Genomic DNA, 25,272 nt, shown 5'->3' with positions numbered 1-25,272 from the left:
CAAATAGTGCTTGAGTTTATTTTTTTTACCTGAAAACAGCAGGTTGATAATGATCACAAAACACTATCGGGTGCGTGTTCATCGGGCTATATTGTTAACAAGATGATGCTGTCAGGAGAAATGTCGTGGATTACCGCAAAATTATCAAAGAGGTAGGGCGTGGGAAAAACCATGCTCGCGATCTGGACCAGGAAACGGCCCGTACGTTGTACACGCATATGCTGAATGGCGACGTGCCGGATCTGGAAATGGGCGGCATTCTGATTGCGCTGCGCATCAAAGGGGAAGGTGAGGCGGAGATGCGCGGTTTTTATGAGGCCATGCAGTCGCAGACGATGCGTTTAACCCCGCCCGTCACGAAGCCGATGCCGATTGTGATCCCGACCTACAATGGCGCGCGTAAGCAGGCAAACCTCACGCCGCTGCTGGCTATTCTGTTGCAGAAACTCGGTTTCCCGGTGGTGGTGCATGGCGTGAGCGAAGATCCGACGCGCGTGCTGACAGAAACCATTCTGGAATTATTAGGCATCGAACCCACTCTCCATGCTGGCCAGGCGCAGGCAAAGCTGGAGGGGAACCAGCCGGTCTATATTCCCGTGCGCGCGCTCTGCCCGCCGCTGGAAAAGCAGCTGGACATGCGCTGGCGCATGGGGGTGCGTAACAGCGCCCACACCCTGGCGAAGCTGGCGACGCCGTTTGCCGAAGACGCCGCGCTGCGTCTTTCCAGCGTCTCCCATCCGGAGTACGTGACGCGGGTCGGTCAATTCTTTGCCGAAATCGGCGGGCGAGCGCTGCTGATGCACGGGACTGAAGGGGAGGTTTACGCCAACCCGCAGCGTTGTCCACAGCTGATGCTGATTGAGCCTGCCGGGACGTGGGTCGTGCTCGAACGTGGGGAAGAGAACAGCGATGTGATCCTGCCTGAGTCGAAAGATCCGCAAGTCACCGCGCACTGGATCGTACAGTGTCTGGCCGGAAAGGTGCCGGTTCCGCAGTCTATCAAGCTGCAAATGGCCTGCTGTCTGCTGGCGGCAGGGGAAGTGGCGTCCGTGGACGCCGGGTTGCAGCGCGTGGCGCAGTCGTTTTAAGCAAAAAAAAGCCCGTCCAGTGGCGGACGGGCAAACAAGGGTAACAACAACAGGGTCAATGAGGGTTGGAGCATCTCACCAGAGGGTAGGGTGAGGGTGGAGCATAATTCGTTCGATTACTTGTAGATAACCGCGGTACCGCTCAGTTTGTTATTACCGTTAGTGGAGGTGATGGTGTATCCACTTGCGCCGGCAGCGGCAGCTTTTTCCGCCAGTTTGGCTTCCAGACCGTCCAGCGTGGTCGCGCCTTCAGCACTCACCACCCCGATTTTGTTCAGATCCTGTGCCTGAGTAGAGGAGACTGGCTCTACGGCGAAAGCGCCGAAAGACAGAGCGGACAGGGCAACAGCGGCAACAGCATATTTGATTGTTTTCATAGGTCAATTCTCGCAGGTTATTCTGTTAAGGGGACGATGTTCCGTCGATGTGATAAGTATCACGGTTTTTAGTGGAAGATAAAATCGAAGAGAATTGACGTGGTTACTCAAAAAAATTGAATGACAAATAACTTATTGATTATTAATAAATTCAGAAGCGCAATTGACATTTCTTGGGGATGCGCTTTACAGAAGCCATCGGAAGGGCACGTTTTGCTACGCGTTTCGCTAAAAGTCGTGAGCGTAAAGTAAACGGCTGGCGCGGTTAACTTCGGTAAAGGAAAGTCAACGTAACTGGCTGTCTTTCGATCCTCTACGATTATATCCTGAATGTGCCGCATTTTTTGAATCTTTCTCCTGCTGACAGGCAATGCATAGCCGTACGCCAGGAATGGCTTTACGCCGTGCTTCAGGAATCGGATCCCCGCACTCTTCGCATTCCGTCAAACTTTCGCCGCGCGGAATTTCACCGCGAGCACGCGCAACCGCATCTTCAATGGTACTGTTGATCTGTTCGTTAACGGCGTCGTCATTCGCCCAGCCGGAAGCCATCATGTTCTCCTGATCTGTTTAAGCCATTTATCTTAATATGGGGTTAAAAAACGCACAGTCAAGGCGAAGGAAGGAAATGAGAACTGCATCTGCCTGGCAGATGCAGTGTGGGAAAAGAGGGCGTTATTTATAGATGGTCGCGGTGCCGTACATATGGTTATCGCCACCGGCGGCGTTCACCACGAAGCCTTTAGCCCCTTCCTGACGCGCTTTTTCGGCCAGCTTGTCCTGAAGGTCATCAAGGTTGCTTGCCCGGCTGACAGAGACCGTCCCGGCCGCACGTAGCTGGCTGGTGTCGTTGCTGTCGGTCAGAGGTTGAACGGACCAGGCTGAGAACGATGCGCCTGCCAGCGCACCCGCAATAATAAAGGTCAGATACTTTTTCATAATCACATCCTCAGGGGAAACAACAGGTGATTCCTCTTAAGTTTAGAAGCCTGACGCGCGTGATTTAGCGCAAAAATTTGATGATGATCTGCTTATTTTTTGAACGATAAATTCTGACAATTTGCTGACAGATCATAGACATACAGGTTGCTGATTTTCGTCGGTTTTTTGTGCAGCGCAGACAGATATTTACCCCCGCGCCGTCACAGGGTATCTTACGCGGCTGTCTAAAGGAGAATGCCATGACTTCCCAAAAGCCGGGATTGCACCCGCGTAACCGCCACCGTAGCCGCTACGACATGAAAGCCCTGTGCCTGAGCTGCCCGGAATTGCAGGATTTTATTGTTCAGACACCAGCCGGTGAACCGTCGGTAAACTTTGCCGATCCGCTGGCGGTTAAGACGCTGAACAAAGCGCTGCTGGCCCATTTTTATGGCGTTACGCACTGGGACATCCCGGATGGCTTTCTCTGCCCACCGGTGCCAGGCCGTGCGGATTATGTCCATCATCTTGCCGATCTGCTGGCAGATGATAATGGCGGCGTGGTGCCGAAACAGGCCACCGTGCTTGATATCGGTACGGGCGCGAACCTGATCTACCCCCTGATAGGCGCACATGAGTACCAGTGGCGGTTTACCGGCAGCGAGATCGGCGCCGAGGCCTTTGCCAGCGCACAGGCCATTATCAACGCTAACCCAGGGTTAAGCCGGGCCGTTCGTTTGCGTCGTCAAAAGGATCCCGCTGCTATTTTCAACGGCATTATTCACAAGAACGAACAATATGATGCCACCCTGTGCAACCCGCCATTCCACGACTCCGCCGCCTCCGCACGTGCGGGCAGTGAACGCAAGCGGCGTAACCTGGGCCAGGCTGAAGATGGCGCGCTGAACTTTGGCGGCCAGCAGCAGGAGTTGTGGTGCGAGGGCGGGGAAGTGGCATTTATTTTGCGCATGATTGCCGAGAGTAAGGGCTTCGGTCGTCAGGTGAAATGGTTTACCACGCTGGTTTCCCGTGGCGATAACCTGCCGCCGCTTTACCGCGCCCTGACCGACGTCGGCGCGGTGAGAGTGGTCAAAAAAGAGATGGCGCAGGGCCAGAAGCAGAGCCGCTTTATCGCCTGGACCTTTATGGACGATAACAAACGCCGCAAATAGCCCCCCATCGCAGGCCGGGTAAGGCGAAGCCGCCACCCGGCTCGGTTACAGCGTCGGCTCCTGCGGAGGCAGCGGCGAAGCGGGCGGCGACAATACCTGATACGTCTGCACCGGCGCTCTCACGTTCGCCAGATCGAAGTGTTTTTTCACCATGCTGTCGAGGGCGAAGCGCACCGTCCACTGCTTAAGGGGCTGGGTGGTGAACGACACGCGCAGGGTAAAGGCAGTGTTCGTCAGCCCGACGATACCCGCGAACGACGGTTCACCAATCACCAGCCCGCGAATATCCTCCATCTCCATCAGTTCGCTCACCGCATCCCGCAGCGCCTGCTTCGCCTTATCTGCATCCTCATGACGATCGACATCATAATTCGCCACCACCGAACCAATGCCGCGCACAAAGTTGGCAAAGGTGGTGATCGATGACCACGGAATAATGTGGTACGCGCCGGTATCCTGACGTACGCCGACGGAGCGAATGGACATGCGTTCCACCGTGCCGGTGAGCGGTCCTATGGTCACCAGATCCCCGGTGTTCATCCCGTTCTCAAACTGGATAAAAATGCCGGTGATAATATCCTTCACCAGCGTCTGCGAACCAAAGGAGATCGCCAGCCCAAGCGCACCGGCACCCGCCAGCAGCGGGGCGATATTCACGCCGATTTCCGACAGTACAATCATGATGGTGATGGTGCTGATGATCACCGCCAGCGCGTTGCGGCACAGGGTCAGCAGCGTGCGGGCGCGGGCGCTCGGCAGCGGCCTGCCGTGGACATCCGACACCAGACGGTTTTCGATAAGGCTTGCCAGCAGCGTCCAGCCGACGGCGGAGAAGAACAGGATCAGCGCGATACGAATAAGAATATCAACGGTCTTTTCCCCCGCGCCGTTATGCAGCCAGTTCCAGAAATCAAACAGCCCCCACGCGTTCAGCAGTAGCATAATTGCCACGCAGACCGTCAGAATACGCGCCACCTTCAGGGATACCGTCATCCAGCCATTTACCCGCTTTTGCAGTTCCGGGTAGTTACGCTGAACCTGCGGCGACAGGGTGATCGTTTTCGACAGCCAGCGGGAGAGCAGGCCAGAGACAAAGGCCGCAATGCCGATAATCGCCAGGCTTTTGAACGTCGCCCCCATCATAAATTTCAGGCTATTGCCCGGATCGAACAGGGAGAAGAAACAGAGCACAATAAAATAGGCGCTGGCCAGCCAGTGCCACACCAGCGCAAAGGCGCGAATAAAGAGGCTGAAAAAGGAGAGGGAGCGATCGGCCAGGTGCAGCAGGCTGTCGGTGATCGCTTTTTTATTGTGGAAGATGAGGTACAGCGCCCAGACGGTAATGCACAGCATGATCAGCACGTTCGCCAGCGCCCCGAACTGCACGTTAACCTGGTTGGAAATAATCGGCACGGCAACCAGCAGGCCATAACCAATCAACCCGCTCAGCACGCTGAGCCGCACCGCCCAGTATTTGGCGCTCTGATCCGAAATGGCGAAGGGGCGAAGGTCCGGCACGCGCGGGCAGAAGATCAGCCGCAGGAGGGCTTTAAAGAACTCAATCAGGGCAAATGCATTGAGGAACAGTCCCTGCTGAAACGCGATGGTTTTGTTTCCGGTATTAAGTCGGTCGGCCAGCATCTGGCCGACAAACAGCGTCAGGGCCAGCAGCAGCAAATCGATGACAAACGCCCCGGTAATCATTGCCGGAAGATGCAGCCAGCTGCTTTTATGCTGATTCTTTTTGCGTCCCCACTGGCCCATTTTCCGGTAAAGCGGCCAGACAGACAGGCGCAACAGCCAGTAAAAAATGAAGACGGCGCCAGCCAGAATAGCAAACTGGGTGGCGGCTGCGGAAAAGGTGTGAGGATTAAAAGGCTTATGTGAGGTGCCAACCAGGTTGCGATAGAGCTGGGCAAAACGCGACGACAGGGCTTCCCCGTAGCGGCGACTGATGTCGGTGACGTTTTCCAGCACCGTTTTTTCTTCTTCGGCTTCCGGCGGCGCAATAGCAGGAACCGGATCCTGAGGCGGCGTGGCAGCCACCTTCCTCAGCTGATCGATCAGCTCCTGTCGGGACGTGTCGTTCTCAAGCACGTCGGCCAGCGCGCCGTAGGCGGCTTTTTTCTTTTCTGCGTCTGGCTCTGGCGGCGCATTTTGCTGGGTGGCGGTGGCTCCGGTGGTGACGCCGGGAAGGGTTACAGCAAGTGATGGCGCGCTTAACAGGCTAAACAGTAGCAACAGGATCCACGGCACGGCGTCCTCCGACAAAAATATCGTGCAAAATGATAAGTATAGAGCGCGGGGGGCGGAGGGGATTTTTTGGGAACAATCCGGCGTAAAAAAGCCGGGCATGCCCGGCTCTGGGTGTGTCTATCAGGAGACGTGTTGCAGGAACTCCTGGAGGCGCTGGCTTGGTGGGTTCGCAATCAGCGCCTGCGGATTCCCGTCTTCCGCGATACGGCCCTTATCAATGAAGATCAGACGGGACGCCACCTTTTCGGCAAAGCCGATTTCGTGGGTAACGATCACCATCGTCATGCCTTCTTCCGCCAGATCCTGCATAACTTTCAGCACTTCGTGACGCAGCTCCGGGTCGAGTGCCGACGTTGGCTCATCGAACAGCATCATCTTTGGCTTCACCGCCAGCGCACGGGCAATGGCCACGCGCTGCTGCTGGCCGCCGGACAGCTCGGAAGGATAGTGGTGGGCACGCTCCGCCAGACCAACCTTCGCCAGCAGATCTCTTGCCAGCGCTTCCGCTGCCGCTTTGCTGGCCCCGCGCACGCGCAGAGGACCGAACATCACGTTTTCCAGCGCCGTGAGGTGCGGGAACAGGTAGAACTGCTGGAACACCATGCCCGCTTCCTGGCGGATCAGGCGCTCGTCCACTTTCGGATCGTTAACCTTCAGACCATCGACGATCAAATCGCCGCTGGTGATCTCCTCAAGCTTGTTAATGCAGCGCAGCAGGGTGGATTTACCGGAACCGGACGGCCCGATGATCACCACCACTTCGCCCTGCCTGATGTTCAAATCGATATTGTGCAGCACCTGGGTTGGGCCAAAGTGCTTGGAAACGTTTTTAAATTCAATCACAGGATTTTCATCCTTCTTTCAAGACGACGCAGAACAAAGCTCAGGACAAGCGTGATAATCAGATAGACAACGGCGACCGCACTCCAGATTTCCAGAGCGCGGAAGTTACCCGCGATGATCTCCTGGCCCTGACGGGTCAGTTCGGCCACGCCGATAACAATAAACAGCGAGGTGTCTTTAATGCTGATGATCCACTGGTTACCCAGCGGCGGCAGCATGCGGCGCAGCGCCAGCGGCAGGATCACGTGACGAATGGTTTCGCGACGGGAAAGACCTAACGCCAGGCCGGCTTCGCTGAAGCCTTTATGAATCGACAGCACCGCACCGCGGGTAATTTCCGCAATGTAGGCGCCGGAGTTGATCATGATGGTGACAACGGCGGCGCTGAACGGGTCGATGCGCAGGTCGGTGAAGGCCATCGGCAGGGCGAAGTAGATGAACATGACCTGCACCACAATGGGGGTGCCGCGGATCACTTCGATGAAAACCAGTGCGATGTGGTTTGCAATCCAGCCGCCGTAGGTGCGGGCGAAACCGGCCACCAGACCGATAATCAACCCGCCAACCAGACCGAGGACCGAAATCCACAGGGTCATTTTAGCGCCTTCAAGCAAGAGAGGAATGGCAGGCCAGATGGCGCTCCAGTCAAACTGCATGATGTATTCCTGTATACCGTGGTGAAAAACAAAAAACGTAGGCCCGGTAAGCGGAAGCGCCACCGGGCGTTACAAACCTGAAGTCAGGTGAAATTATTTAGGCTCGGTACCGAACCATTTTTTGTAGATTTCGTTATAGGTGCCGTTCTCTTTCAGGGTTTTCAGCGCGCCGTTAACTTTGTTACGCAGGTCGTCGCTGCCTTTCGGGAACGCAATACCGTACTGCTGAGCTTCCAGGGAATCACCTACCGCTTTGAACTTGCCATTACCGGCGGTTTTGATGAAGTAAAGGATGTTAGGCGTGTCGTGCAGCACCGCGTCAGCGCGGTTGGTGCCCAGTTCCATGTAAGCGTTGTCGATGTTCGGGAACTGACGCAGGTCTTTGGTTTTGATGTTGGCTTTCGCGTAATCAACGGAGCCGGTGCCGCTCTTCACGGCGACCACTTTACCGTCGAGATCTTTCACGCTTTTCACGTCGTTGTTATCCGCTTTCACCATCACCAGCAGGCCGCTTTTGTAGTAGCCGTCAGAGAAATCGATGGCTTTTTTACGTTCTTCGGTAATGGTGATGCCTGCCAGCGCCAGGTCAACGTTTTTGGTTTGCAGTGCCGGGATAATGCCGCTGAAATCCATTGGCTTCAAGGTGTAATCCAGTTTGAGTTCTTTTGCGACAGCGGCCCACAGATCCACGTCAAAACCAACGTATTTATCACCCTGTTTGAATTCAAACGGTACGAACGCCGTGTCAGTCGCCACAACCAGTTTGTCGGCGGCCTGCGAGGACACCGCAAACGCCAGGGTAAGTGCAGCCAGTGAAACTTTTAATACAGACTTCATAGCATTTCCTTTTATATCCACGGGGCGATCCCCTGCGAGAACCTCAGGCACAATGAAAAAATCGTGCCAATTTTACAAGCTGTTGTTTTGCAAAGGGGATGATGTCACGCATTGCACAAAAAGCGTGGCAATTCTGCCAGGTTGCACCAGAATGGAGCACCGTTTTGGTGCGCTTCGTTAAGGTCTTCTGACAGGGGGATATTTAGCGCAGAATCTGACGAAAAAACAATCTTCCGTTAACGGTTGTGTGAGGTGATTATTACATTTTATTCACTTTTGCGGCCGTTGCGGGCAAAAGTGCGCACCATAAATGTGCAAAACCCCCGCCAGGGGCGAGGGTTATTCGGACAATCCGCAGGGATTATTCGATGTTGGACTCGATGAACCACAGGAACTGATCCAGGTCGCGTGATGCGGCAGTGAAGATATCAGCGGTATCTTCATCTTTGGCTTCGCCAATCGCTTTACGAACATCATTCGCCACAATCGCATAACGATCCGCCAGCTCTTTCAGGTGATCCTGAACGGTATGGATATCCAGCGGATAGCTTTTCAATGGCGTTTTGCTGTTGATCACCTGTGTTGTACCCAGTGCCACGCCACCCAGCTGTACGGCGCGCTCGGCCATGGTATCCAGGTGAGTCACCAGTGCTGTGCGGAAGCCATCCAGCATTTCATGAACGGCAATAAAGTTTGCACCGCGCATATTCCAGTGGGCCTGTTTGGTGATCAGCGAAAGATCGATGAACTGGACCACCTGGCGATTCAGCAACTCGATGGTCGCTTTTTTATCGCTATCCGATACATCGTTACGGGTATAAAGCAGATTAGACGCTTTCGTTTTCACCAGTTTAGCGGTACTCATAATCTCATATCCTCTTGATGTTTGTGTCCCAGGTAATTACGGGACTAAGTATAGCACCGGATTTTTTCTCTGCGGTTTGGCTCTGCCTATCGGTTTAATAGCGAAAGGAAGGTTGTATTATCAACTATTTGAAAAGTAGGTGGTTTATTTAAATTGATACAGATCAATCTTAATTCGCTTTCCCGGAAGGCGAGCAGGTGAAATATTTTGGCAATATGAGAGAGTTTGTAAGAAATTATTTGAGCTACTGACGTGGCGTATATTCTGCATGGCGGGTTAGCCATGCAGAATTTAAGGCTTAGTTGAGGTCTATTTTTTCCACTTTAGGTTCCGGACGCATGGTCAGGGTGGAGCCCATAGACGCCGCGATAATGGAACAGAGCGCCAGCGTTTGTACCAGGGTCAGGGTTTCACCGAGGAAAATCATTCCTGAGATGGCGGCCAGCGCGGGCTCCATGCTCATGAGCGTACCAAAAATGCGTGTGGGCAGGCGCGTCAGGGCGATCATCTCCAGAGAGTAGGGCAGCGCCGTGGAGAGAATGGCAACCGCCAGCCCAACCGGCAGGATTGACCATTGCCATATTGAGTCTGTCGCTTGTGCCATTCCAATCGGGACAAAGATAACGGCGGCAATCAGCGAGCCTAAGGCGACCGTCGCGGGGCCGTGCTCTTCCCCCGCACGCTGGCCAGTGAGAATATACACCGCCCAGCATGCCCCCGCGCCCAGCGCCAGAGCTGCCCCTGTCAGATCGATTTGTGAAACGCTTTGCCCGAGCGGCAGCAGGAACCATAGCCCCAGCACGGCCAGTACGACCCAGATAAAGTCTACCGGACGACGAGAAGAGAAGAGGGCAACCGCCAGCGGGCCGGTAAATTCAAGCGCGACCGCGATCCCCAGCGGGATCGTCTGAATAGAGAGATAGAACATGTAGTTCATCCCTCCCAGCGCCAGCCCATAAAAAAGCAGTGGCAGTCGCTGCTCCTTTTTAAACCGTAGCCGCCAGGGTTTAAAAACAACCACGAGGATCAGGGTGCCTAATGCGATACGCAGCGCCGTAACGCCGGGCGCACCAACCAGCGGAAACAGCGATTTTGCCAGCGACGCGCCGCTTTGTATGGACATCATCGCGATAAGTATGACTGCCACCGGCATCCAGACCGACGATTTACGAGGTAAACCTGGCATCCTTTCTCCTGTCAATTTATGTCAAATGAGGTAAAAGTCGCAGTGTAATGGAAATAAGCTGCAACGGTTGAGCTACTGTTGAAAAAAATCCAGGGAAAATCCGTAAAATGAGAAAACGTTGATGATTTTATCGCCTGAAAGATTAGGAATAATCTGGATGAACTAAATGGCGATGACGCGCACTATTAGCATTTACAGGTGAAAATCTGGAGTTATTTGAACGAGATAGCTGGTGCTGGAAATGTTCTGTTACAGGAAAGGTCGCATTAGACATCGTGAATGACAAAGAGTTTCACAGAATTTTTTGATATATTTAAAACTTACGGACTTACTTGAAGCACATTTGAGGTGGTTATGAAAAAAATTGCATGTCTTTCAGCACTGGCAGCTGTTCTGGCTGTTTCCGCAGGTACCGCTGTAGCGGCAACTTCTACTGTAACCGGTGGTTACGCTCAGAGCGATATGCAGGGCGTGATGAACAAAACCAACGGTTTCAACCTGAAGTACCGTTACGAGCAAGACAACAATCCGCTGGGTGTGATCGGTTCTTTCACTTACACCGAGAAAGATCGTACTGAAAATGGCTCTTACAATAAAGGTCAGTACTACGGCATCACCGCGGGTCCTGCTTACCGCCTGAATGACTGGGCAAGCATCTACGGTGTTGTAGGTGTTGGCTACGGTAAATTCCAGCAGACCGAAAACCAGGGTCTGAACCGTACTGCAAGCAACAGCGACTATGGTTTCTCCTATGGCGCAGGTATGCAGTTCAACCCAATCGAAAACGTTGCTCTGGACTTCTCCTATGAGCAGAGCCGTATCCGCAACGTTGACGTTGGCACCTGGATCGCGGGCGTAGGTTACCGCTTCTAATCACTTCGGTGAGCCAGTAAAAAATCCGCCCAATGTGGCGGATTTTTTTTGTTTGTACCCTCTCCTCGTGGGAGAGGGCCGGTGAGGGCATCAGCCCGCACGAAACGGCAGAAATTACTTACTCTTAATATCGAAAATATCGGTCCCAAGATGGTTATAGTCGACTTTCTGTAACTTAAAGTTGGTAATGTAAACTGGCGGGCCCTTCTTCCCGGAGATAAACGGATAATCATTTTTTATCTCTTTCGCCTTAATCCCCGTCCATTGTGAGAAGAATTTCAGGAAATCGTTCGCGGAACGGCGCGCTTTGATGATGCGATGCGTTTTGTCATCACTCGACAGCACCATAAACGGTACCTGGAAGTTTTGCTGGAACTTGTCATCGTGTGCCAGATACTGCACCTGTTTACCGCGCTCCTTAAATGCCAGACCGTGGTCAGAGAAATAGACCATCGAGAAGCTGTCGCCGCTGTTGCGCAGCTGTGCGTACAGCTTGCTGAGCAGATCGTCGGTTTGCGTCATGGTGTAGAGATAACACGAGGTCTCTTTGGATTGCACAAACTCCGCATATTTTCCCCCGGTACGATCGCATGCCTGCGGGTGTGACCCCATCAGGTGCAGGACAATCAGCTGCGGCTGGGTGCGCTGAGTAGCAAAGACCTGCGCCGTCATTTTTAGCAACGCTTCATCTTTTGTGTTTTTATCGGCTTCGAAATCACCGCTTTTCAGGAACTGTACCTCGTCGGCACGCTTCGCGATGCTGGCGATGGCGGTATCATACTCGCCGATCTGTCCCTGGTTAGAGAACCACCATGTCTGAAAACCTGCCCGGTTGGCCAGGGTGACAAAATTATCCTGAAACTGCGGTTTTCCATCCACCACGCGGTTGAGCGTCAGACCGAGTGATTTCTGCGTCGAGCCGCTGGCCGCCACGTAGTCGGTAAACAGCGTACCGTTAACGGCGCTGGCAAACGGCGTGTTATCCCAGTGACCGCCAAACGCGCCGAGCGCATCGCGACGCGCGCTTTCCCCGATCACCACCACGTAAGTGTGATACTTCGGTTTCACCGCCAGCACGTTCCAGGTATCTTTCATGGTGGAAAGCTCGGCCATACGCGCCTGCTCGTCGAGCACTTCCTCGTTATTCACCACCACGTCTTTGACGAAGCGAAACACCGGATACCCGGTATCTTTAAGCTTAAACACGCCGCCCCAGGCCAGATTTTGTACCGGTGCAACAAAAAACGTCACCACGCTAAAGGCCAGGCACAGGCTTTCAATTTTACCCCATGCCTTTTTCCCGACGGGCTTACGACGAACCGCAATCACACCGAGGGCAAAAATGAAAAGGCCAACCACGTAGTTGTACCACGGAAAGATCGTCAGGATCTCTGTGGACTCTTCCATATTGGTGGAGTGGAGCGCCAGCAGAGTATTAAAGTTCGGCGCGCCATAGGCCTGGCCAAACGGGAAATAGGCGGCAGCAATCAGAGAACAGATCCCGATAAGCACTTTCTGCACGCGCGGTGCGCTTCGCCAGAGCAGGTGAAGAATACAGGTGAATCCGACGGCATAAAGCAGGCTAAAGGGGTAGCCAAGAGCAAAGTTAATCAACAGCGATTGCAAAAAATAGAATCCCGTCCACGGGCTTAAGGCCCGGCTGCGGGTAACAAGTGTATCAATCAGGGTTACGTTCATAGATCACTATCACGAAAACGCCATGTGCTCACCCTGGCGTCAAGGGTCAAAGCCTGCCGGACAGTGCGTGGAAAGGGAATGAGAGGTCCGCTTCAGCGAGCCGCAAATTGTGCAGGGCTGCAAGAAGATAGTGCGAGCGTGAATTAAGGTCAACAGTTGCTAAACAGATGTTTTGCGAAGGGGGCTGCAAATCCGCAAAAATAATCGGGAACAGGCCAGTTTACAACGTAAGTGTGACGGGAAAATGAAGCGGCGTACCGCGACGCCGCTTAGTGGGAAGAATTGTCGTCCTGCTGCGGTTTGGCGTTAAACATATCGCACAGCATGTTCAACAGCATCAGGCGCACTTTAAAAGGAGAGTGGGTAAACACGTTCATACACCTCTTGAATTCATTCATAAGACCTCCTGATTCATGATCCCTTCGATCCGTGAAGGGTGACTGCATTACATACAGATATAGCACAGGCTATATTGTATAGCTATGGCTAATTCGTTAATTTTTTGTGCTTGTAGAGCTATGGTTTACAATGTGCGCTCCGTTACAGGGCGCTGGAAGCGTCAACCCCATTGAGGAAGCACAATGAACCGTCGCGCAGGTAAGCCAACAACAAAAAAAACGACGCAACTGGTGAACGTTGAAGAGCATGTGGAAGGCTTCCGCCAGGTGCGTGAGGCGCACCGCCGGGAGCTGATTGATGATTATGTCGAACTGATCTCTGATCTGATCCGTGAGGTTGGAGAAGCGCGCCAGGTGGATATGGCCGCACGCCTGGGGGTGTCGCAGCCAACCGTTGCCAAAATGTTAAAACGTCTGGCGTCGGTCGGGCTGATCGAAATGATCCCCTGGCGCGGGGTGTTTCTCACCGCTGAGGGCGAGAAGCTGGCGCAGGAGAGCCGCGAGCGACACCAGATCGTCGAGAATTTTTTACTGGTGCTGGGCGTCAGCCCGGAAATTGCCCGTCGGGATGCCGAAGGTATGGAACACCACGTCAGTGAAGAGACGCTGTTGAAGTTCCGCGAGTTTACGCTCAAATACGGTCCCTCCGCTGAATGAACATCCCCGGCTTGCAGGCCCTGAAACGCGATCGCTTTTTCCATCTTTTACTGATCACTGGCGTTGGGCTCAGCGTCTTTGTGCCCTTCACGCCGCACACCTGGCCGGCGGCCATAGACTGGCGCACCATTATTACTCTGAGCGGTTTGATGATGCTCACCAAAGGCGTGGAGCTGAGCGGCTATTTTGACGTGCTGGGGCGCAAAATGGTGCGCCGCTTCGCCACCGAGCGCAAACTGGCCCTGTTCATGGTCTTTTCGGCGGCGCTGTTGTCGACGTTTCTCACTAATGACGTGGCGCTTTTTATCGTGGTGCCGCTTACGCTCACGCTGCGTAAGCTGTGCGAAATACCGGTTACCCGTCTGATTATCTTTGAAGCGCTGGCCGTCAATGCGGGCTCGCTGCTCACGCCGATCGGTAACCCGCAGAACATTCTGCTGTGGGGACGCTCCGGCCTGTCGTTTACCGCGTTTACCGGGCAGATGGCGCCGCTGGCGCTGGCGATCGTGGCGTCGCTGCTGGCGGTGGGCTGGTTTGCTTTCCCGAATAAATCGTTGCAGTACCACAGCGGTACAACCGGCCCCCAGTGGCAGCCGCGTCTCGTCTGGAGCTGCCTGGGGCTGTATATCGTTTTCCTTATCGCTCTGGAGTTAAACCTGGCGCTGGCGGGCGCGCTGCTGGTGGCGTGCGGCTTCCTGTTCCTCGCCCGGCGGGTGCTGGTGAGCGTTGACTGGACGCTGCTGCTGGTGTTTATGGCGATGTTTATTGACGTCCATCTCCTGATCCAGCTTCCGGTATTGCAGAACGTTCTCCATAGCGTCAGCGGTCTGTCGCAGCCGGGATTATGGCTGACGGCGATTGGTCTCTCGCAGGTGATCAGTAACGTGCCGTCCACCATTTTGCTGCTTAACTATGTTCCCCCAACGGTACTGCTGGCGTGGGCGGTCAACGTCGGCGGCTTTGGGCTGCTGCCCGGCTCGCTGGCTAACCTCATCGCCCTGCGGATGGCCAACGATCGCCGCATCTGGTGGCGCTTCCATTTATGGTCAATCCCGATGCTGCTCTGGTCAGCGGCGGTCGGTTTCGGACTATTCCTTCTCATATAGTGCGCAATTTGTCAGTTTTTCCTGGCAAATGTATAGCAACGTCCTAGCTTTAGTGAACGGCATAGTGTGATGCCGCTCACTGACAGGACCGTTGCTGAACTATGGCAGAAGATCAAAACCCACCTGCTGACGAGCAGGATCAAAACAATAACGAGCGCAAGCGCCCGGGGAAAAAACCGTTAATTATCCTTGGCATCGTGGTCATCGTGATGGTGATTGTGGCGCTGGTCTGGTGGTTTTTAACCCGTAACGAAGAGACCACCGACGACGCCTTCACCGACGGCGACGTAGTAACCATTGCCCCAAAAACGGCAGGCTACGTTACCGAACTTCGCGTGCGGGATAACCAGCGCGTGAAGAAAGGGGATGTGCTGGTGGTGATCGATCCGCGTGATACCACCGCCCAGCGCGATCAGGCCCAGGCCCAGCTTGGGCTGGCGGTTGCGCAGTTGCATCAGGCGCAGGCGCAGCTGGCGCTCTCGAAGGTGCAATATCCCGCCCAGCGCGATGAAGCCAAAGCCCAGGTACTGAAAGCCCAGGCGGATATGGCCAACGCGCAGGCGGAGTACCGCCGTCAGCGCGGCGTTGACCCGCGCGCGACCACGCAACAAAGTATCGATGCCGCGAACGCTCAACTGCGGAGTGCCCAGGCGGGTCTGGCCAGCGCGCAGGCGCAGCTGGAAGTGGCGGAGCAGGTTCAGCTGCAAATCCGCCAGCAGGAGACCAACGTCGAAGCCCGCGAACGGCAGGTCGATCAGGCCAGAGCGCAGCTGGAAACCGCCAACCTGAACCTCTCTTATACCGAAGTCCGCGCCCCGTTCGACGGTTTTGTCACCAAACGCAACGTCCAGCCCGGTACGCTGGTGCAGGCAGGTACGGCGCTGTTCTCGCTGGTTTCCCCGAACGTGTGGGTGGTGGCGAACTTCAAGGAGTCGCAGCTTGAGCGCATGAAGCCGGGCGACAAAGTGACCGTGTCCGTCGATGCCTGGCCGGATATGGAGCTGGAAGGCCATATCGACAGCATCCAGCAGGGCAGCGGCTCGCGCTTCTCCGCCTTCCCGTCGGAAAACGCCACCGGTAACTTTGTGAAGATCGTTCAGCGCGTGCCGGTGAAAATCGTCATTGATAAAGGGCTGGATCCGAACAAGCCGCTGCCGCTGGGGCTGTCGGTTGAACCGAAGGTCACCGTGGAATGACGGATCACAGCCACGATAACTGGAAGCCCGCCAGTAACCCGTGGGCGGTGGCGATTGTGGTCACCCTGGCGGTGTTTATGGAAATTCTGGACACCACCATCGTCAACGTGGCGTTGCCCCACGTCGCGGGGTCGCTCTCGGCCAGCTATGACGAATCCACCTGGGTGCTCACCAGCTACCTGGTGGCGAACGGCATCGTGCTGCCGATTTCGGCCTTTCTGAGCCGCCTGTTTGGTCGCAAGCAGTTCTTCCTGATCTGCATTGTGATGTTCACCATCTGCTCGTTCCTGTGTGGCATCGCCACCGAGCTATGGCAAATCATCCTGTTCCGCGTGATGCAGGGGTTCTTTGGCGGCGGATTGCAGCCTACCCAGCAGTCGGTGCTACTCGACTACTTTAAGCCGGAGGACAGGGGCAAAGCCTTTGGCCTTTCATCCATTGCCATTATCGTCGCGCCGGTACTCGGTCCCACGCTGGGGGGATGGATCACCGATAACTACTCCTGGCGCTGGGTGTTCTTTATCAATATCCCGGTAGGGATTGTGACGGTGCTGGCTATCTATCAGCTGCTGGAAGATCCGCCGTGGGAGAAAAAGTCGGAAGAGAAGCTCACCGTCGACTGGACGGGGATCGGCCTGATCGCCCTCGGTCTTGGCTGTTTGCAGGTGATGCTCGACCGGGGCGAAGATGATGACTGGTTCTATTCGAACTTTATCCGCACCTTCGCAGTACTGACGCTGGTCGGCATTATCGGCGCGATCTACTGGCTGATGTATGCCAGAAAGCCGGTGGTGGATCTGCACTGTATGAAGGACCGCAACTTTGCGATCTCCAGCCTGCTGATGGCGGGGATGGCGATGATCCTGTACGGCAGTTCGGTGGTTATTCCGCAGCTGGCGCAGCAGGATTTGGGCTATACCGCCACCTGGTCCGGGCTGGTGCTCTCGCCCGGCGCGGTGCTGATTGTGCTGACCATCCCGCTGGTGCTGAAGCTGATGCCGGTGGTGCAGACGCGCTGGATCATCGCCTTCGGCTTTACCTGCCTGGCGGTGTCGTTCTTCTGGTCCCGCACGCTGACGCCGGATATCGACTTCGAAACGCTGGTGCTGTTCCGCAGCGCGCAGTCGATAGGGCTGGGGTTCCTGTTTGTGCCGCTGACCACCATCGCCTTTATCTCGATCCCGAGGCGGCTCAATGCCGACGCGGCGGCGCTGTTTACCATGTTCCGCAACGTGGCCGGCTCGATTGGGATTTCGCTCTCGACGGCGGCGATCACCGAGCGCTCGCAGGCGCACAGCGCGCATCTGGCTTACCACGCTTCGCCGTTTAACGAGCAGTTCCAGCTGGCGATTCGCGAAAGCGCCCAGGCGATCCAGAACTTCACCACTCAGGTGGGCGATCCGACCGGCATTGCCACCGGGCGGATGTACCAGACGATGATCGAGCAGTCGCGCTTTCTGGCCTACATCGACGTCTTCACCATTCTGAGCGCGGTGGCCCTATTACTGATTCCGTTTTGTTTGTTGCTCTCGCCGGTTAAGAGCGAGGGGAGTGCAGGAGCACACTGATGATACACAGACGTTTACACCCCCTGATGATAATGATGCTGCTGGTGGGCTGCGCCGTCGGGCCGGACTACCAACAGCCTGCACCGCCCGCCACCACGCACTGGAACGATAAGGGCGACAGCGCGGTGAAATCGCAAACTTCCTCCGCGGCCACTAACCCGCGCTGGTGGAAAACCTTCGGCTCGCCGCAGCTCGACAGCCTGATTGAACGCGCCATCGCCGGGAATCTGACGCTACAGCAAACGGTATTACGCATTGCCGGCGCGCGCGAACAGATTAACCAGGCCGGCGGGGCGTTTTTCCCGTCGGTGAATGGCAATGTGCAGGCGACGCGCCAGCAGCTTGGGCTGGAAGGTGAGCTGAAATCCCACGGCGTGTATGACCAGTTGAATAATGTCGATCCTGAACTGCGGGGCGCGTTAGGCCCGCTGACGCAGCCGATAAACCTCTATCAGGGCAGCTTCGACGCCCAGTGGGAAATCGACCTGTGGGGCAAGGTGCGCCGTCAGGTAGAAGCGGCTGAGGCGCAGCAGCGGGCGGCGATCGAGCAGCGTAACGATGCGCTGGTCTCGCTGGAAGCCGAAGTGGCGCGGGCGTGGCTACAGCTGCGTGGGGCGCAGAGCATCATTGCCACGCTTAATACGCAAATTGAAAGCGCACAGCAGACGCTGGATCTGACCGAAAGCCGCCAGCGGGGCGGGCTGTCGCCGCAGATGGACGTGGAGAACGCCCGGGCGCAGCTGGGCAATCTTGAAGCGCAGCTGCCGCAGTATCAGGCGCAGGAACGCCAGGCGATGAACGGGCTGGCGATCCTGCTCGGCAAACCGCCGGGCGCGCTGGATGCCGAACTGCAATCCGTGCAGCCGATGCCTGCCCTGCCAGATATTGTGCAGACCGGTATTCCGTCGACGCTGGCCCGCCGTCGCCCGGACGTGCGCGAAGCCGAGGCGAATCTCCATGCCGCCACGGCGCAGATTGGCGTCTCGGTGGCAGAACTGTTCCCGAGCTTTACCCTCTCCGGACAGTTTGGCCTGCGCAACAGTGAATCTAACTGGCTGACCGACTGGAGCAGCCACTTCTACAGCTTTGGCCCGCAGGTTTCCATACCGATTTTCCAGGGCGGTCGGCTGGTCTCCAGCGTCAAGGTGGCGCGCGCGCAGCAGGGGGCGGCAGTGCTGGACTATCGCCAGACGGTACTGACGGCGCTCGGCGACGTTGAAAACGCGCTGGTGAGCTATCGCACCGACCAGCAGCGTGAAGCGGGCCTGGCGAAAACCATCGACGCGCTGCAAAACGCCTTTGATCTCGCCAGCGACAGCTACCGGCAGGGGATCGCCAGCTTTATTGACGTGCTGGACGCCCAGCGTCAGCTCGCTCAGGCCGAGCAGCAGCGGGCGCAGGCGCAGGTGCAGAGCGCGCTTGACCTGGTGGCGCTCTACAAAGCCCTCGGCGGCGGCTGGGAGCCGTATCAGCAGGTGCGGCTGCCAGACTACAGCGTCTTTGGCGACGCCCCACGCGGATAGATTCAGAGGATTGGGCAAGAAACGGACAGGAACGCCACATTCGCGATGGCTGGGGGGCGGGTATAACTAACAGACATCCAATCGACATGCGAGGAAAGCGTTATGCGTTATCAAAAACTGGGCAATACCGGACTGTTTGTTTCTGAACTCTGCCTCGGCACCATGACCTTCGGCGGTGAAGGCGGCATGTGGGGCAAAATTGGTCAGCTTCAGCAAAGCGACGCCGAGCAGCTGGTGGGCCGCGCGCTGGACGCCGGGATCAATTTTATCGACACGGCAGATGTCTACTCGGAAGGGCGTTCAGAGGAGATCACCGGGCAGGCGCTGAAGAACCTGAAAATTCCGCGCGAAAACGTGGTCGTTGCCACCAAGGTGTTCGGTGAAACCGGCACAGCGGGGGTGAACTCGCGCGGTAGCTCGCGCTATCACATCATCAGCGGCGTGAAGGAGAGCCTGCGTCGCTTGCAGCTGGATCATATCGATCTCTATCAGCTGCACGGTTTCGACCCCGCGACCCCCATCGAGGAGACGCTTTACGCGCTGGATAATCTTGTGCAGCACGGTCACGTACGCTATATCGGCGTCTCGAACTGGGCGGCATGGCAGATTGCCAAAGCGCTCGGCATCTCTGAGCGTCTGGGGCTGGCGCGTTTTGCCTCATTGCAGGCGTACTACACCATCGCCGGGCGCGACCTTGAGCGCGAACTGGTGCCGATGATGCAGAGCGAAGGCGTCGGGTTGATGGTATGGAGCCCGCTGGCGGGTGGTCTGCTAAGCGGAAAATACGATCGCGATGGGCAGAGCGCGGCCGGTAGTCGTCGCCTGGCGTTCGACTTCCCGCCAGTGAATAAAGATCGCGCCTTCGACTGCGTGGACGTGATGCGTACCATCGCCGAAAGTAAAGGCGTTTCCGTGGCGCAAATCGCGCTGGCGTGGCTGCTGCACCAGAAAGCGGTGACCAGCGTCATTATTGGTGCGAAACGCGTCGATCAGTTGGATGACAACATTGCCGCAACCGGCGTTCAGCTAAGCGATGATGAGCTGAAACAGCTGGATGCGGTCAGCGCGCTGCCGCGCGAGTATCCTGGCTGGATGCTGGAGCGCCAGGGCGAGTACCGTCGCAATCAGTTAGCGCAACAATAACCTTTCTTTCCCCGGTGGCGCTTGCGCTTACCGGGGCTGCGTTCCCTTGTAATGACATATTAACGTTATGTCACTACACGAAATACCAATGGGCTGTTCTCTTCTTCCGCTGTTTCAGTATGCCAGCTTTACGAACGCACAGGGTGGTACCCGGGAAGAATCACTCCGGGCCAATGCGTGCGTTTCATTAATGCGCGCATCCGTGTATTAAGGATTGCCTTAATCCTCTCCAAATGATATTAATTATCATTCTTATTATAAAAATAATGGCAGTTTAAAATATCTGGCAAGGATGTGAGCTTAACGATCGATCACTTTTACGTTAGGCATGTATTAGGGAATGGGTATGAGAATTATCAAGATCTTCTGGCCGCTCACTGCGCTCCTGGCAGGGTTGAACAGTCAGGTATCACTGGCAAAATCCTCCGATGATAACGACGAGACCCTGGTGGTGGAAGCCACCGCTGAGCAGGTACTCAAACAGCAGCCGGGCGTGTCGATTATTACCAGCGAAGATATTAAAAAGAACCCTCCGGTCAACGATCTCTCCGATATTATTCGCAAAATGCCCGGTGTCAATCTGACCGGCAACAGCGCCTCGGGTACACGTGGTAATAACCGCCAGATCGACATTCGCGGCATGGGGCCGGAGAACACCTTAATTTTAATTGATGGTGTGCCTGTGACGTCGCGCAACGCCGTGCGTTATAGCTGGCGTGGAGAGCGTGATACCCGCGGCGACACCAACTGGGTGCCACCGGAACAGGTTGAGCGTATTGAAGTGATCCGCGGCCCTGCGGCGGCACGCTACGGTTCGGGCGCAGCGGGCGGGGTGGTGAACATCATTACCAAACGCCCTACCAACGACTGGCACGGTTCGCTGTCGTTATACACCAACCAGCCGGAAAGCAGCGACGAAGGCGCTACGCGTCGCGCCAACTTCAGCCTTAGCGGGCCGCTGGCTGGCGATGCGCTGACCATGCGCCTGTACGGAAACCTGAATAAAACCGATGCCGACAGCTGGGATATTAACTCCTCGGCCGGTACGAAAAACGCGGCCGGGCATGAAGGGGTGCGCAACAAAGATATTAACGGCGTTGTCTCGTGGAAATTAAATCCGCAGCAAATTATCGATTTCGAAGCCGGATATAGCCGCCAGGGGAATATCTATGCAGGCGATACGCAAAACAGTTCTTCCAGTGCCGTCACTGAAAGCCTGGCGAAATCCGGCGAAGAGACGAACCGCCTGTACCGGCAGAATTATGGCATTACACATAATGGTATCTGGGACTGGGGTCAAAGCCGTTTTGGTGTCTATTACGAGAAAACCAATAACACCCGCATGAATGAAGGATTATCCGGTGGCGGTGAAGGGCGTATTTCGGCGGATGAAAAGTTCACGACCAATCGCCTGAGCTCCTGGCGAACCAGCGGCGAGCTTAATATTCCGCTGAATGCGCTGGTCGATCAAACGCTGACCGTGGGTGCGGAGTGGAGCCGCGATGAGCTCGACGATCCTTCCTCTACCAGCCTGACCGTGGATGACAGTGATATCGGCGGCATTTCTGGCTCGGCTGCGGATCGCAGCAGTAAAAACCATTCCCAAATCAGTGCGCTGTATATTGAAGATAATATTGAGCCGGTTCCCGGCACGAATATCATTCCCGGCCTGCGCTTTGATTATCTCAACGATTCCGGCGGTAACTTCAGCCCCAGCCTGAACCTCTCGCAGGAATTGGGGGATTACTTCAAAGTCAAAGCGGGGATTGCCCGAACCTTTAAAGCACCAAACCTGTATCAATCCAGCGAAGGTTATCTGCTCTACTCGAAAGGCAACGGTTGTCCAAAAGATATTACATCGGGCGGCTGCTACCTGATCGGTAATAAAGATCTCGATCCGGAAATCAGCATCAATAAAGAAATTGGGCTGGAGTTCGCCTGGGAAGATTACCATGCCAGCGTGACCTACTTCCGCAATGACTACCAGAATAAGATCGTGGCCGGCGATAATGTTATCGGGCAAACCGCTTCCGGCGCATATATTCTCCAGTGGCAGAACGGCGGGAAAGCGCTGGTGGACGGTATCGAAGCCAGCATGGCGTTCCCGCTGGTGAAAGATCGTCTGAACTGGAATACCAATGCCACCTGGATGATCACCTCGGAGCAAAAAGACACCGGTAACCCGCTGTCGATCATCCCGAAATACACCATTAATAACTCGCTTGACTGGACCATCACCCAGGCGTTCTCTGCCAGCGTCAACTGGACGTTATACGGCAGACAAAAACCGCGTACTCATTCGGAAACTCGTAGTGAAGATACTGGCGGTCTGTCGGGTAAAGAGCTGGGCGCTTATTCGCTGGTGGGGACGAACTTCAATTACGATATTAATAAAAATCTGCGTCTTAACGTTGGTGTTAGCAATATCTTAGATAAACAGATCTACCGATCTTCTGAAGGGGCGAATACCTATAACGAGCCTGGCCGGGCTTATTATGCCGGTGTTACCGCGTCATTTTGATCGTAGTGTTACAGGTGTACTGCCCGCGTCAAGGCGGGCAGTGTTTAGCGGCTTAATGAATGACAGCCTGCTGTGTTACCTGCGTTTTCACCACTGATATCTAACAGCGCTCCGCGGAAGGAGGCGTTGAACATCGGCCCGTGTCCCAGGTTTGGGAAATCCCAAAAGGCGGCATTGACGCCTTTATCTTCCAGCGTGGCGAGGGTGGCATGAATTTTCGTCAGCACTCCGGCAGCATGCGTTTCCCGGTTATCGCCCGGCGTCGCCGAACCTTCCATTATCATCAGGCGCCTGGCGCAGTATTGCGACGGCTCAACCGCCGTGATGCGGCTCAGTAGCGCATCATGGCCTCTGCCCAACGACGGGCTGGCGCTGTAATACGTCCGGAAATAAGGGGAAGACAGCCATGCATCCAGCACGAACAGGCCGCCGTAGGAGTGCCCCCACAGGCCGCGACGCTGCCGATCGATATTCAATCCCTGTTCCACCTTTGGCGCTATACGCGTTTCCAGTAACTGGCGGAAGTCGTTGCTACCCCCACTCTTACGGCTAAAACGCCCGTTGCGGGTATCCGTTTTGCCGCTTTCTGCTGCTGGCGTATAGTCGTAGGCCCTGCCGTTGAGATCGAAGGGGAGGTTGGTCTGATACCCGACAGCCACAATCACCGGCGGTGATTTTTCTGCCAGCTGTTTGAGCAGGTCGTCGTTCAGGCGGTCCATAACTGCGTTGCCGTCGAGCATATATAAAATCGGGTAGCCCGACGCCGGTGCGGATTTATTTGGCACGGCCGTCCATACCCGATAATGGCGGCTGCCATCGTCGGAGTCGAACGAGTTGACGCTGAAATGGTAAAACGCAGAGCCTTTATCGGCGATATTCGGCCCCAGTGGCTGCATATCCGGCTTTGCGAAAGCGTGCGCATTCCAGATAAGGGTGAGACCAGAAAGAAGAGTGACAAGCGCCTTGCGTGAGTGTGTTGGGCGATACTCGCGGGCATACATCTGATGTTTATTCCTTTTCCGCAGGTGACATTTTCTTTATTCAGGAAGCCTGTACAGTTGCCTGAAAGTGTTCGCGGGTCAAGTCAACCCTGGAGTAAACCAAGCCCGTCAATCAGTGCGCCGCGCCACCATGCGTAATCGTGACCCCCGGTGTACATTGCGCAATGGCTGTCGACGCCAGCGGTAAGCAACTGCTGATGCAGCCGCTGAACGTGGGGTACCGTCGAACCTTCCAGCGATCCCACGCACAGGCGGATGCGCACGCCCTGCGGCGGGGCAGAAAGCAGATGTTCGCTCACCCATGACGAATCGGTTTCGCTGAACACGTTTGGCCGGCTGGCACCCTCTGGCGTCCACCACATCGAAGGGGAGTGGCTGAGCGCCAGCCCGAACGTTTCCGGTGCGTAACGAGCGGCCATGAGCGCGCTGACCCCGCCGAGGCTCTGTCCGGCCAGCACGGTGCGCGAACGGTCTGCCCACCGCCGCTGCGGGTGTTCGGCGCGGATCGTCGGCAACAACTGGCCGGCGATATCCTTTATCAGCTCGCTGCGCCCGCCGAGTATCGCAGTTCGCTCGTGTTCATCGATATTATCGATGCCAAGTACAGCCACAGGCACGATGCGTCCGTTGTTTATGGCGGCGTCAATTGCCGCGCATACGCCAAGGTGATCGAACCAGGTTTCACCATCGGGCAGTACCACCAGGCCGAGGGGCTGCGAAACATCAACGTCCGGCAGATAGAGCCGAACCCGGCGCGATTCCCCGGCGAGAGTGCGCGCCGAGGTAAGCAATTGCCCGCTGGGTGACCCGCCGCGCCATTCGGACTGGGCGGGGGCTTTATCAAGCGCCAGCACCGACTCCTGTGTGCTTCCCCGAACGTTGATCCCCGGCGTTTTGTTTAGCGGATCGGCGTGCCCGACGAGGGTAGCAAAGCGGCCTCCGGACTGTGCAATCGTCTCGGCCGGGGTGCCGGGGGGGATTTCCACCAGCGAATAGGAGCCGCAGTAGCTTGCAGGTAAACGCAGTGTCAGAGTCCAGATATCCGTCGCGGGAAGGGCGGTCATCATCCCTTTCGCCACGTGCTCTTTATCCGTCACCCGATTCAGACGCAGATAAACGCCCTGTAGAGGGTGCCTGGCGCGCCACAGAAATGTCACATCACGCTCGTCTTTCGCTCCGTCGACTGGCGTCACCAGCGGTACATTTAGCGACTCAGCGTCTCGCCAGAAGTCAGAAAGGTTAGCAATGTGGCCTGCTGCCAGCTGGCTGCGCAGCCTGGCGATAGCAGAGGGATGTTGTTGCATGTTCAGCATTCACTCTCTTTGAATATGAAGGGTGTCAGTATAAATAGCTAAAGCGGCTATTCCGGGAACAGCCGCTTTAGCGC

General features: G+C 55.8%; 23 protein-coding genes. 10 read left to right on the top strand and 13 right to left on the bottom strand.

Annotation, left to right across the window (positions count from 1 at the left end):
* Positions 1-125: 125 nt before the first annotated feature.
* The gene (ybiB, locus tag ACJTMZ_RS06515; RefSeq protein ID WP_023296155.1) at positions 126-1,088 is read left to right on the top strand and encodes a DNA-binding protein YbiB; all 963 of its coding nucleotides are present in this window, start codon (positions 126-128) and stop codon (positions 1,086-1,088) included.
* A 116-nt stretch (positions 1,089-1,204) separates the two neighbouring features.
* Here the strand turns inward: ybiB and ybiJ are convergent, their stop codons facing one another.
* From ybiJ to mcbA, 3 genes are all read right to left on the bottom strand, one after another.
* A complete protein-coding gene (ybiJ, locus tag ACJTMZ_RS06510; RefSeq protein ID WP_003858474.1) occupies positions 1,205-1,465 on the bottom strand; it encodes a DUF1471 family protein YbiJ in 261 nt (86 codons plus the stop codon).
* A gap of 285 nt (positions 1,466-1,750) precedes the next feature.
* Complete coding sequence (locus ACJTMZ_RS06505) at positions 1,751-2,017, bottom strand: DksA/TraR family C4-type zinc finger protein (protein WP_017693765.1); 267 nt, start codon at positions 2,015-2,017, stop codon at positions 1,751-1,753.
* Positions 2,018-2,140: 123 nt separating this feature from the next.
* Complete coding sequence (gene mcbA / locus ACJTMZ_RS06500; RefSeq protein ID WP_003858470.1) at positions 2,141-2,404, bottom strand: DUF1471 family periplasmic protein McbA; 264 nt, start codon at positions 2,402-2,404, stop codon at positions 2,141-2,143.
* A 242-nt stretch (positions 2,405-2,646) separates the two neighbouring features.
* Here mcbA and rlmF point away from each other — a divergent pair, with 242 nt between their 5' ends.
* Positions 2,647-3,558, top strand: coding sequence for a 23S rRNA (adenine(1618)-N(6))-methyltransferase RlmF (gene rlmF / locus ACJTMZ_RS06495; protein ID WP_023296156.1), 912 nt, complete (start codon positions 2,647-2,649; stop codon positions 3,556-3,558).
* Between the two features lie 45 nt (positions 3,559-3,603).
* Here rlmF and ybiO read toward each other — a convergent pair whose 3' ends face one another.
* The 6 genes from ybiO to rhtA all read right to left on the bottom strand — a co-directional run bounded on the left by ybiO (position 3,604) and on the right by rhtA (position 10,201).
* Complete coding sequence (gene ybiO / locus ACJTMZ_RS06490) at positions 3,604-5,814, bottom strand: mechanosensitive channel protein (protein WP_023296157.1); 2,211 nt, start codon at positions 5,812-5,814, stop codon at positions 3,604-3,606.
* Between the two features lie 120 nt (positions 5,815-5,934).
* Positions 5,935-6,657, bottom strand: coding sequence for a glutamine ABC transporter ATP-binding protein GlnQ (gene glnQ, locus ACJTMZ_RS06485; protein ID WP_023296158.1), 723 nt, complete (start codon positions 6,655-6,657; stop codon positions 5,935-5,937).
* A complete protein-coding gene (gene glnP / locus ACJTMZ_RS06480; protein ID WP_003858462.1) occupies positions 6,654-7,313 on the bottom strand; it encodes a glutamine ABC transporter permease GlnP in 660 nt (219 codons plus the stop codon). The genes glnQ and glnP overlap by 4 nt, the downstream gene beginning before the upstream one ends.
* Before the next feature lie 93 nt (positions 7,314-7,406).
* Positions 7,407-8,150, bottom strand: a complete 744-nt coding sequence (gene glnH / locus ACJTMZ_RS06475; RefSeq protein WP_003858455.1) for a glutamine ABC transporter substrate-binding protein GlnH — start codon at positions 8,148-8,150, stop codon at positions 7,407-7,409.
* 361 nt (positions 8,151-8,511) lie between these two features.
* On the bottom strand, positions 8,512-9,015 hold the full coding sequence (gene dps / locus ACJTMZ_RS06470) for a DNA starvation/stationary phase protection protein Dps (RefSeq protein ID WP_000100801.1): 504 nt from the start codon (positions 9,013-9,015) through the stop codon (positions 8,512-8,514).
* A 298-nt stretch (positions 9,016-9,313) separates the two neighbouring features.
* Entirely contained in the window at positions 9,314-10,201 is an 888-nt protein-coding gene (rhtA, locus tag ACJTMZ_RS06465; protein ID WP_017384917.1) for a threonine/homoserine exporter RhtA, read from the bottom strand.
* A 354-nt stretch (positions 10,202-10,555) separates the two neighbouring features.
* Between rhtA and ompX the strand changes: the two genes are divergently transcribed.
* Complete coding sequence (gene ompX, locus ACJTMZ_RS06460; protein ID WP_003858450.1) at positions 10,556-11,074, top strand: outer membrane protein OmpX; 519 nt, start codon at positions 10,556-10,558, stop codon at positions 11,072-11,074.
* Between the two features lie 114 nt (positions 11,075-11,188).
* Here ompX and ACJTMZ_RS06455 read toward each other — a convergent pair whose 3' ends face one another.
* Both ACJTMZ_RS06455 and mntS read right to left on the bottom strand, forming a co-directional pair.
* The gene (locus tag ACJTMZ_RS06455; RefSeq protein WP_017384916.1) at positions 11,189-12,772 is read right to left on the bottom strand and encodes a phosphoethanolamine transferase; all 1,584 of its coding nucleotides are present in this window, start codon (positions 12,770-12,772) and stop codon (positions 11,189-11,191) included.
* A gap of 269 nt (positions 12,773-13,041) precedes the next feature.
* A complete protein-coding gene (mntS, locus tag ACJTMZ_RS06450) occupies positions 13,042-13,170 on the bottom strand; it encodes a manganase accumulation protein MntS (RefSeq protein WP_017384915.1) in 129 nt (42 codons plus the stop codon).
* Positions 13,171-13,353: 183 nt separating this feature from the next.
* On the opposite strand from mntS, the gene mntR reads away from it, so the two are divergent.
* The 7 genes from mntR (at position 13,354) to iroN (ending at position 22,884) form a co-directional block, all read left to right on the top strand.
* Positions 13,354-13,827 (top strand): manganese-binding transcriptional regulator MntR, encoded by a 474-nt coding sequence (gene mntR, locus ACJTMZ_RS06445; protein ID WP_015571059.1) that lies wholly within the window; start codon positions 13,354-13,356, stop codon positions 13,825-13,827.
* Complete coding sequence (locus ACJTMZ_RS06440; RefSeq protein WP_047740613.1) at positions 13,824-14,933, top strand: SLC13 family permease; 1,110 nt, start codon at positions 13,824-13,826, stop codon at positions 14,931-14,933. Before mntR ends, ACJTMZ_RS06440 begins: the two co-directional genes overlap by 4 nt.
* Positions 14,934-15,034: 101 nt before the next feature.
* Positions 15,035-16,129 carry an HlyD family secretion protein gene (locus ACJTMZ_RS06435; RefSeq protein ID WP_015571057.1) on the top strand — a complete coding sequence of 365 codons (1,095 nt, stop codon included), beginning with the start codon at positions 15,035-15,037 and terminating at the stop codon, positions 16,127-16,129.
* Entirely contained in the window at positions 16,126-17,697 is a 1,572-nt protein-coding gene (locus tag ACJTMZ_RS06430; protein WP_015571056.1) for a DHA2 family efflux MFS transporter permease subunit, read from the top strand. The genes ACJTMZ_RS06435 and ACJTMZ_RS06430 overlap by 4 nt, the downstream gene beginning before the upstream one ends.
* Complete coding sequence (locus ACJTMZ_RS06425; RefSeq protein WP_017384913.1) at positions 17,697-19,220, top strand: efflux transporter outer membrane subunit; 1,524 nt, start codon at positions 17,697-17,699, stop codon at positions 19,218-19,220. The genes ACJTMZ_RS06430 and ACJTMZ_RS06425 overlap by 1 nt, the downstream gene beginning before the upstream one ends.
* Before the next feature lie 102 nt (positions 19,221-19,322).
* The gene (locus ACJTMZ_RS06420) at positions 19,323-20,363 is read left to right on the top strand and encodes an aldo/keto reductase (RefSeq protein ID WP_017384912.1); all 1,041 of its coding nucleotides are present in this window, start codon (positions 19,323-19,325) and stop codon (positions 20,361-20,363) included.
* A gap of 346 nt (positions 20,364-20,709) precedes the next feature.
* Positions 20,710-22,884 carry a siderophore salmochelin receptor IroN gene (gene iroN / locus ACJTMZ_RS06415; protein ID WP_023296162.1) on the top strand — a complete coding sequence of 725 codons (2,175 nt, stop codon included), beginning with the start codon at positions 20,710-20,712 and terminating at the stop codon, positions 22,882-22,884.
* Positions 22,885-22,928: 44 nt separating this feature from the next.
* Here the strand turns inward: iroN and ACJTMZ_RS06410 are convergent, their stop codons facing one another.
* On the bottom strand, positions 22,929-23,885 hold the full coding sequence (locus tag ACJTMZ_RS06410; protein WP_032102659.1) for an alpha/beta hydrolase: 957 nt from the start codon (positions 23,883-23,885) through the stop codon (positions 22,929-22,931).
* An 83-nt stretch (positions 23,886-23,968) separates the two neighbouring features.
* Positions 23,969-25,198 (bottom strand): esterase family protein, encoded by a 1,230-nt coding sequence (locus ACJTMZ_RS06405; RefSeq protein WP_032102662.1) that lies wholly within the window; start codon positions 25,196-25,198, stop codon positions 23,969-23,971.
* Positions 25,199-25,272 lie beyond the last annotated feature (74 nt).

It is taken from the genome of Enterobacter sp. DN, assembly GCF_046054285.1.
GTDB classification, from domain to species: domain Bacteria; phylum Pseudomonadota; class Gammaproteobacteria; order Enterobacterales; family Enterobacteriaceae; genus Enterobacter; species Enterobacter hormaechei_C.
This window is presented reverse-complemented; position numbering and strand designations above follow the sequence as displayed.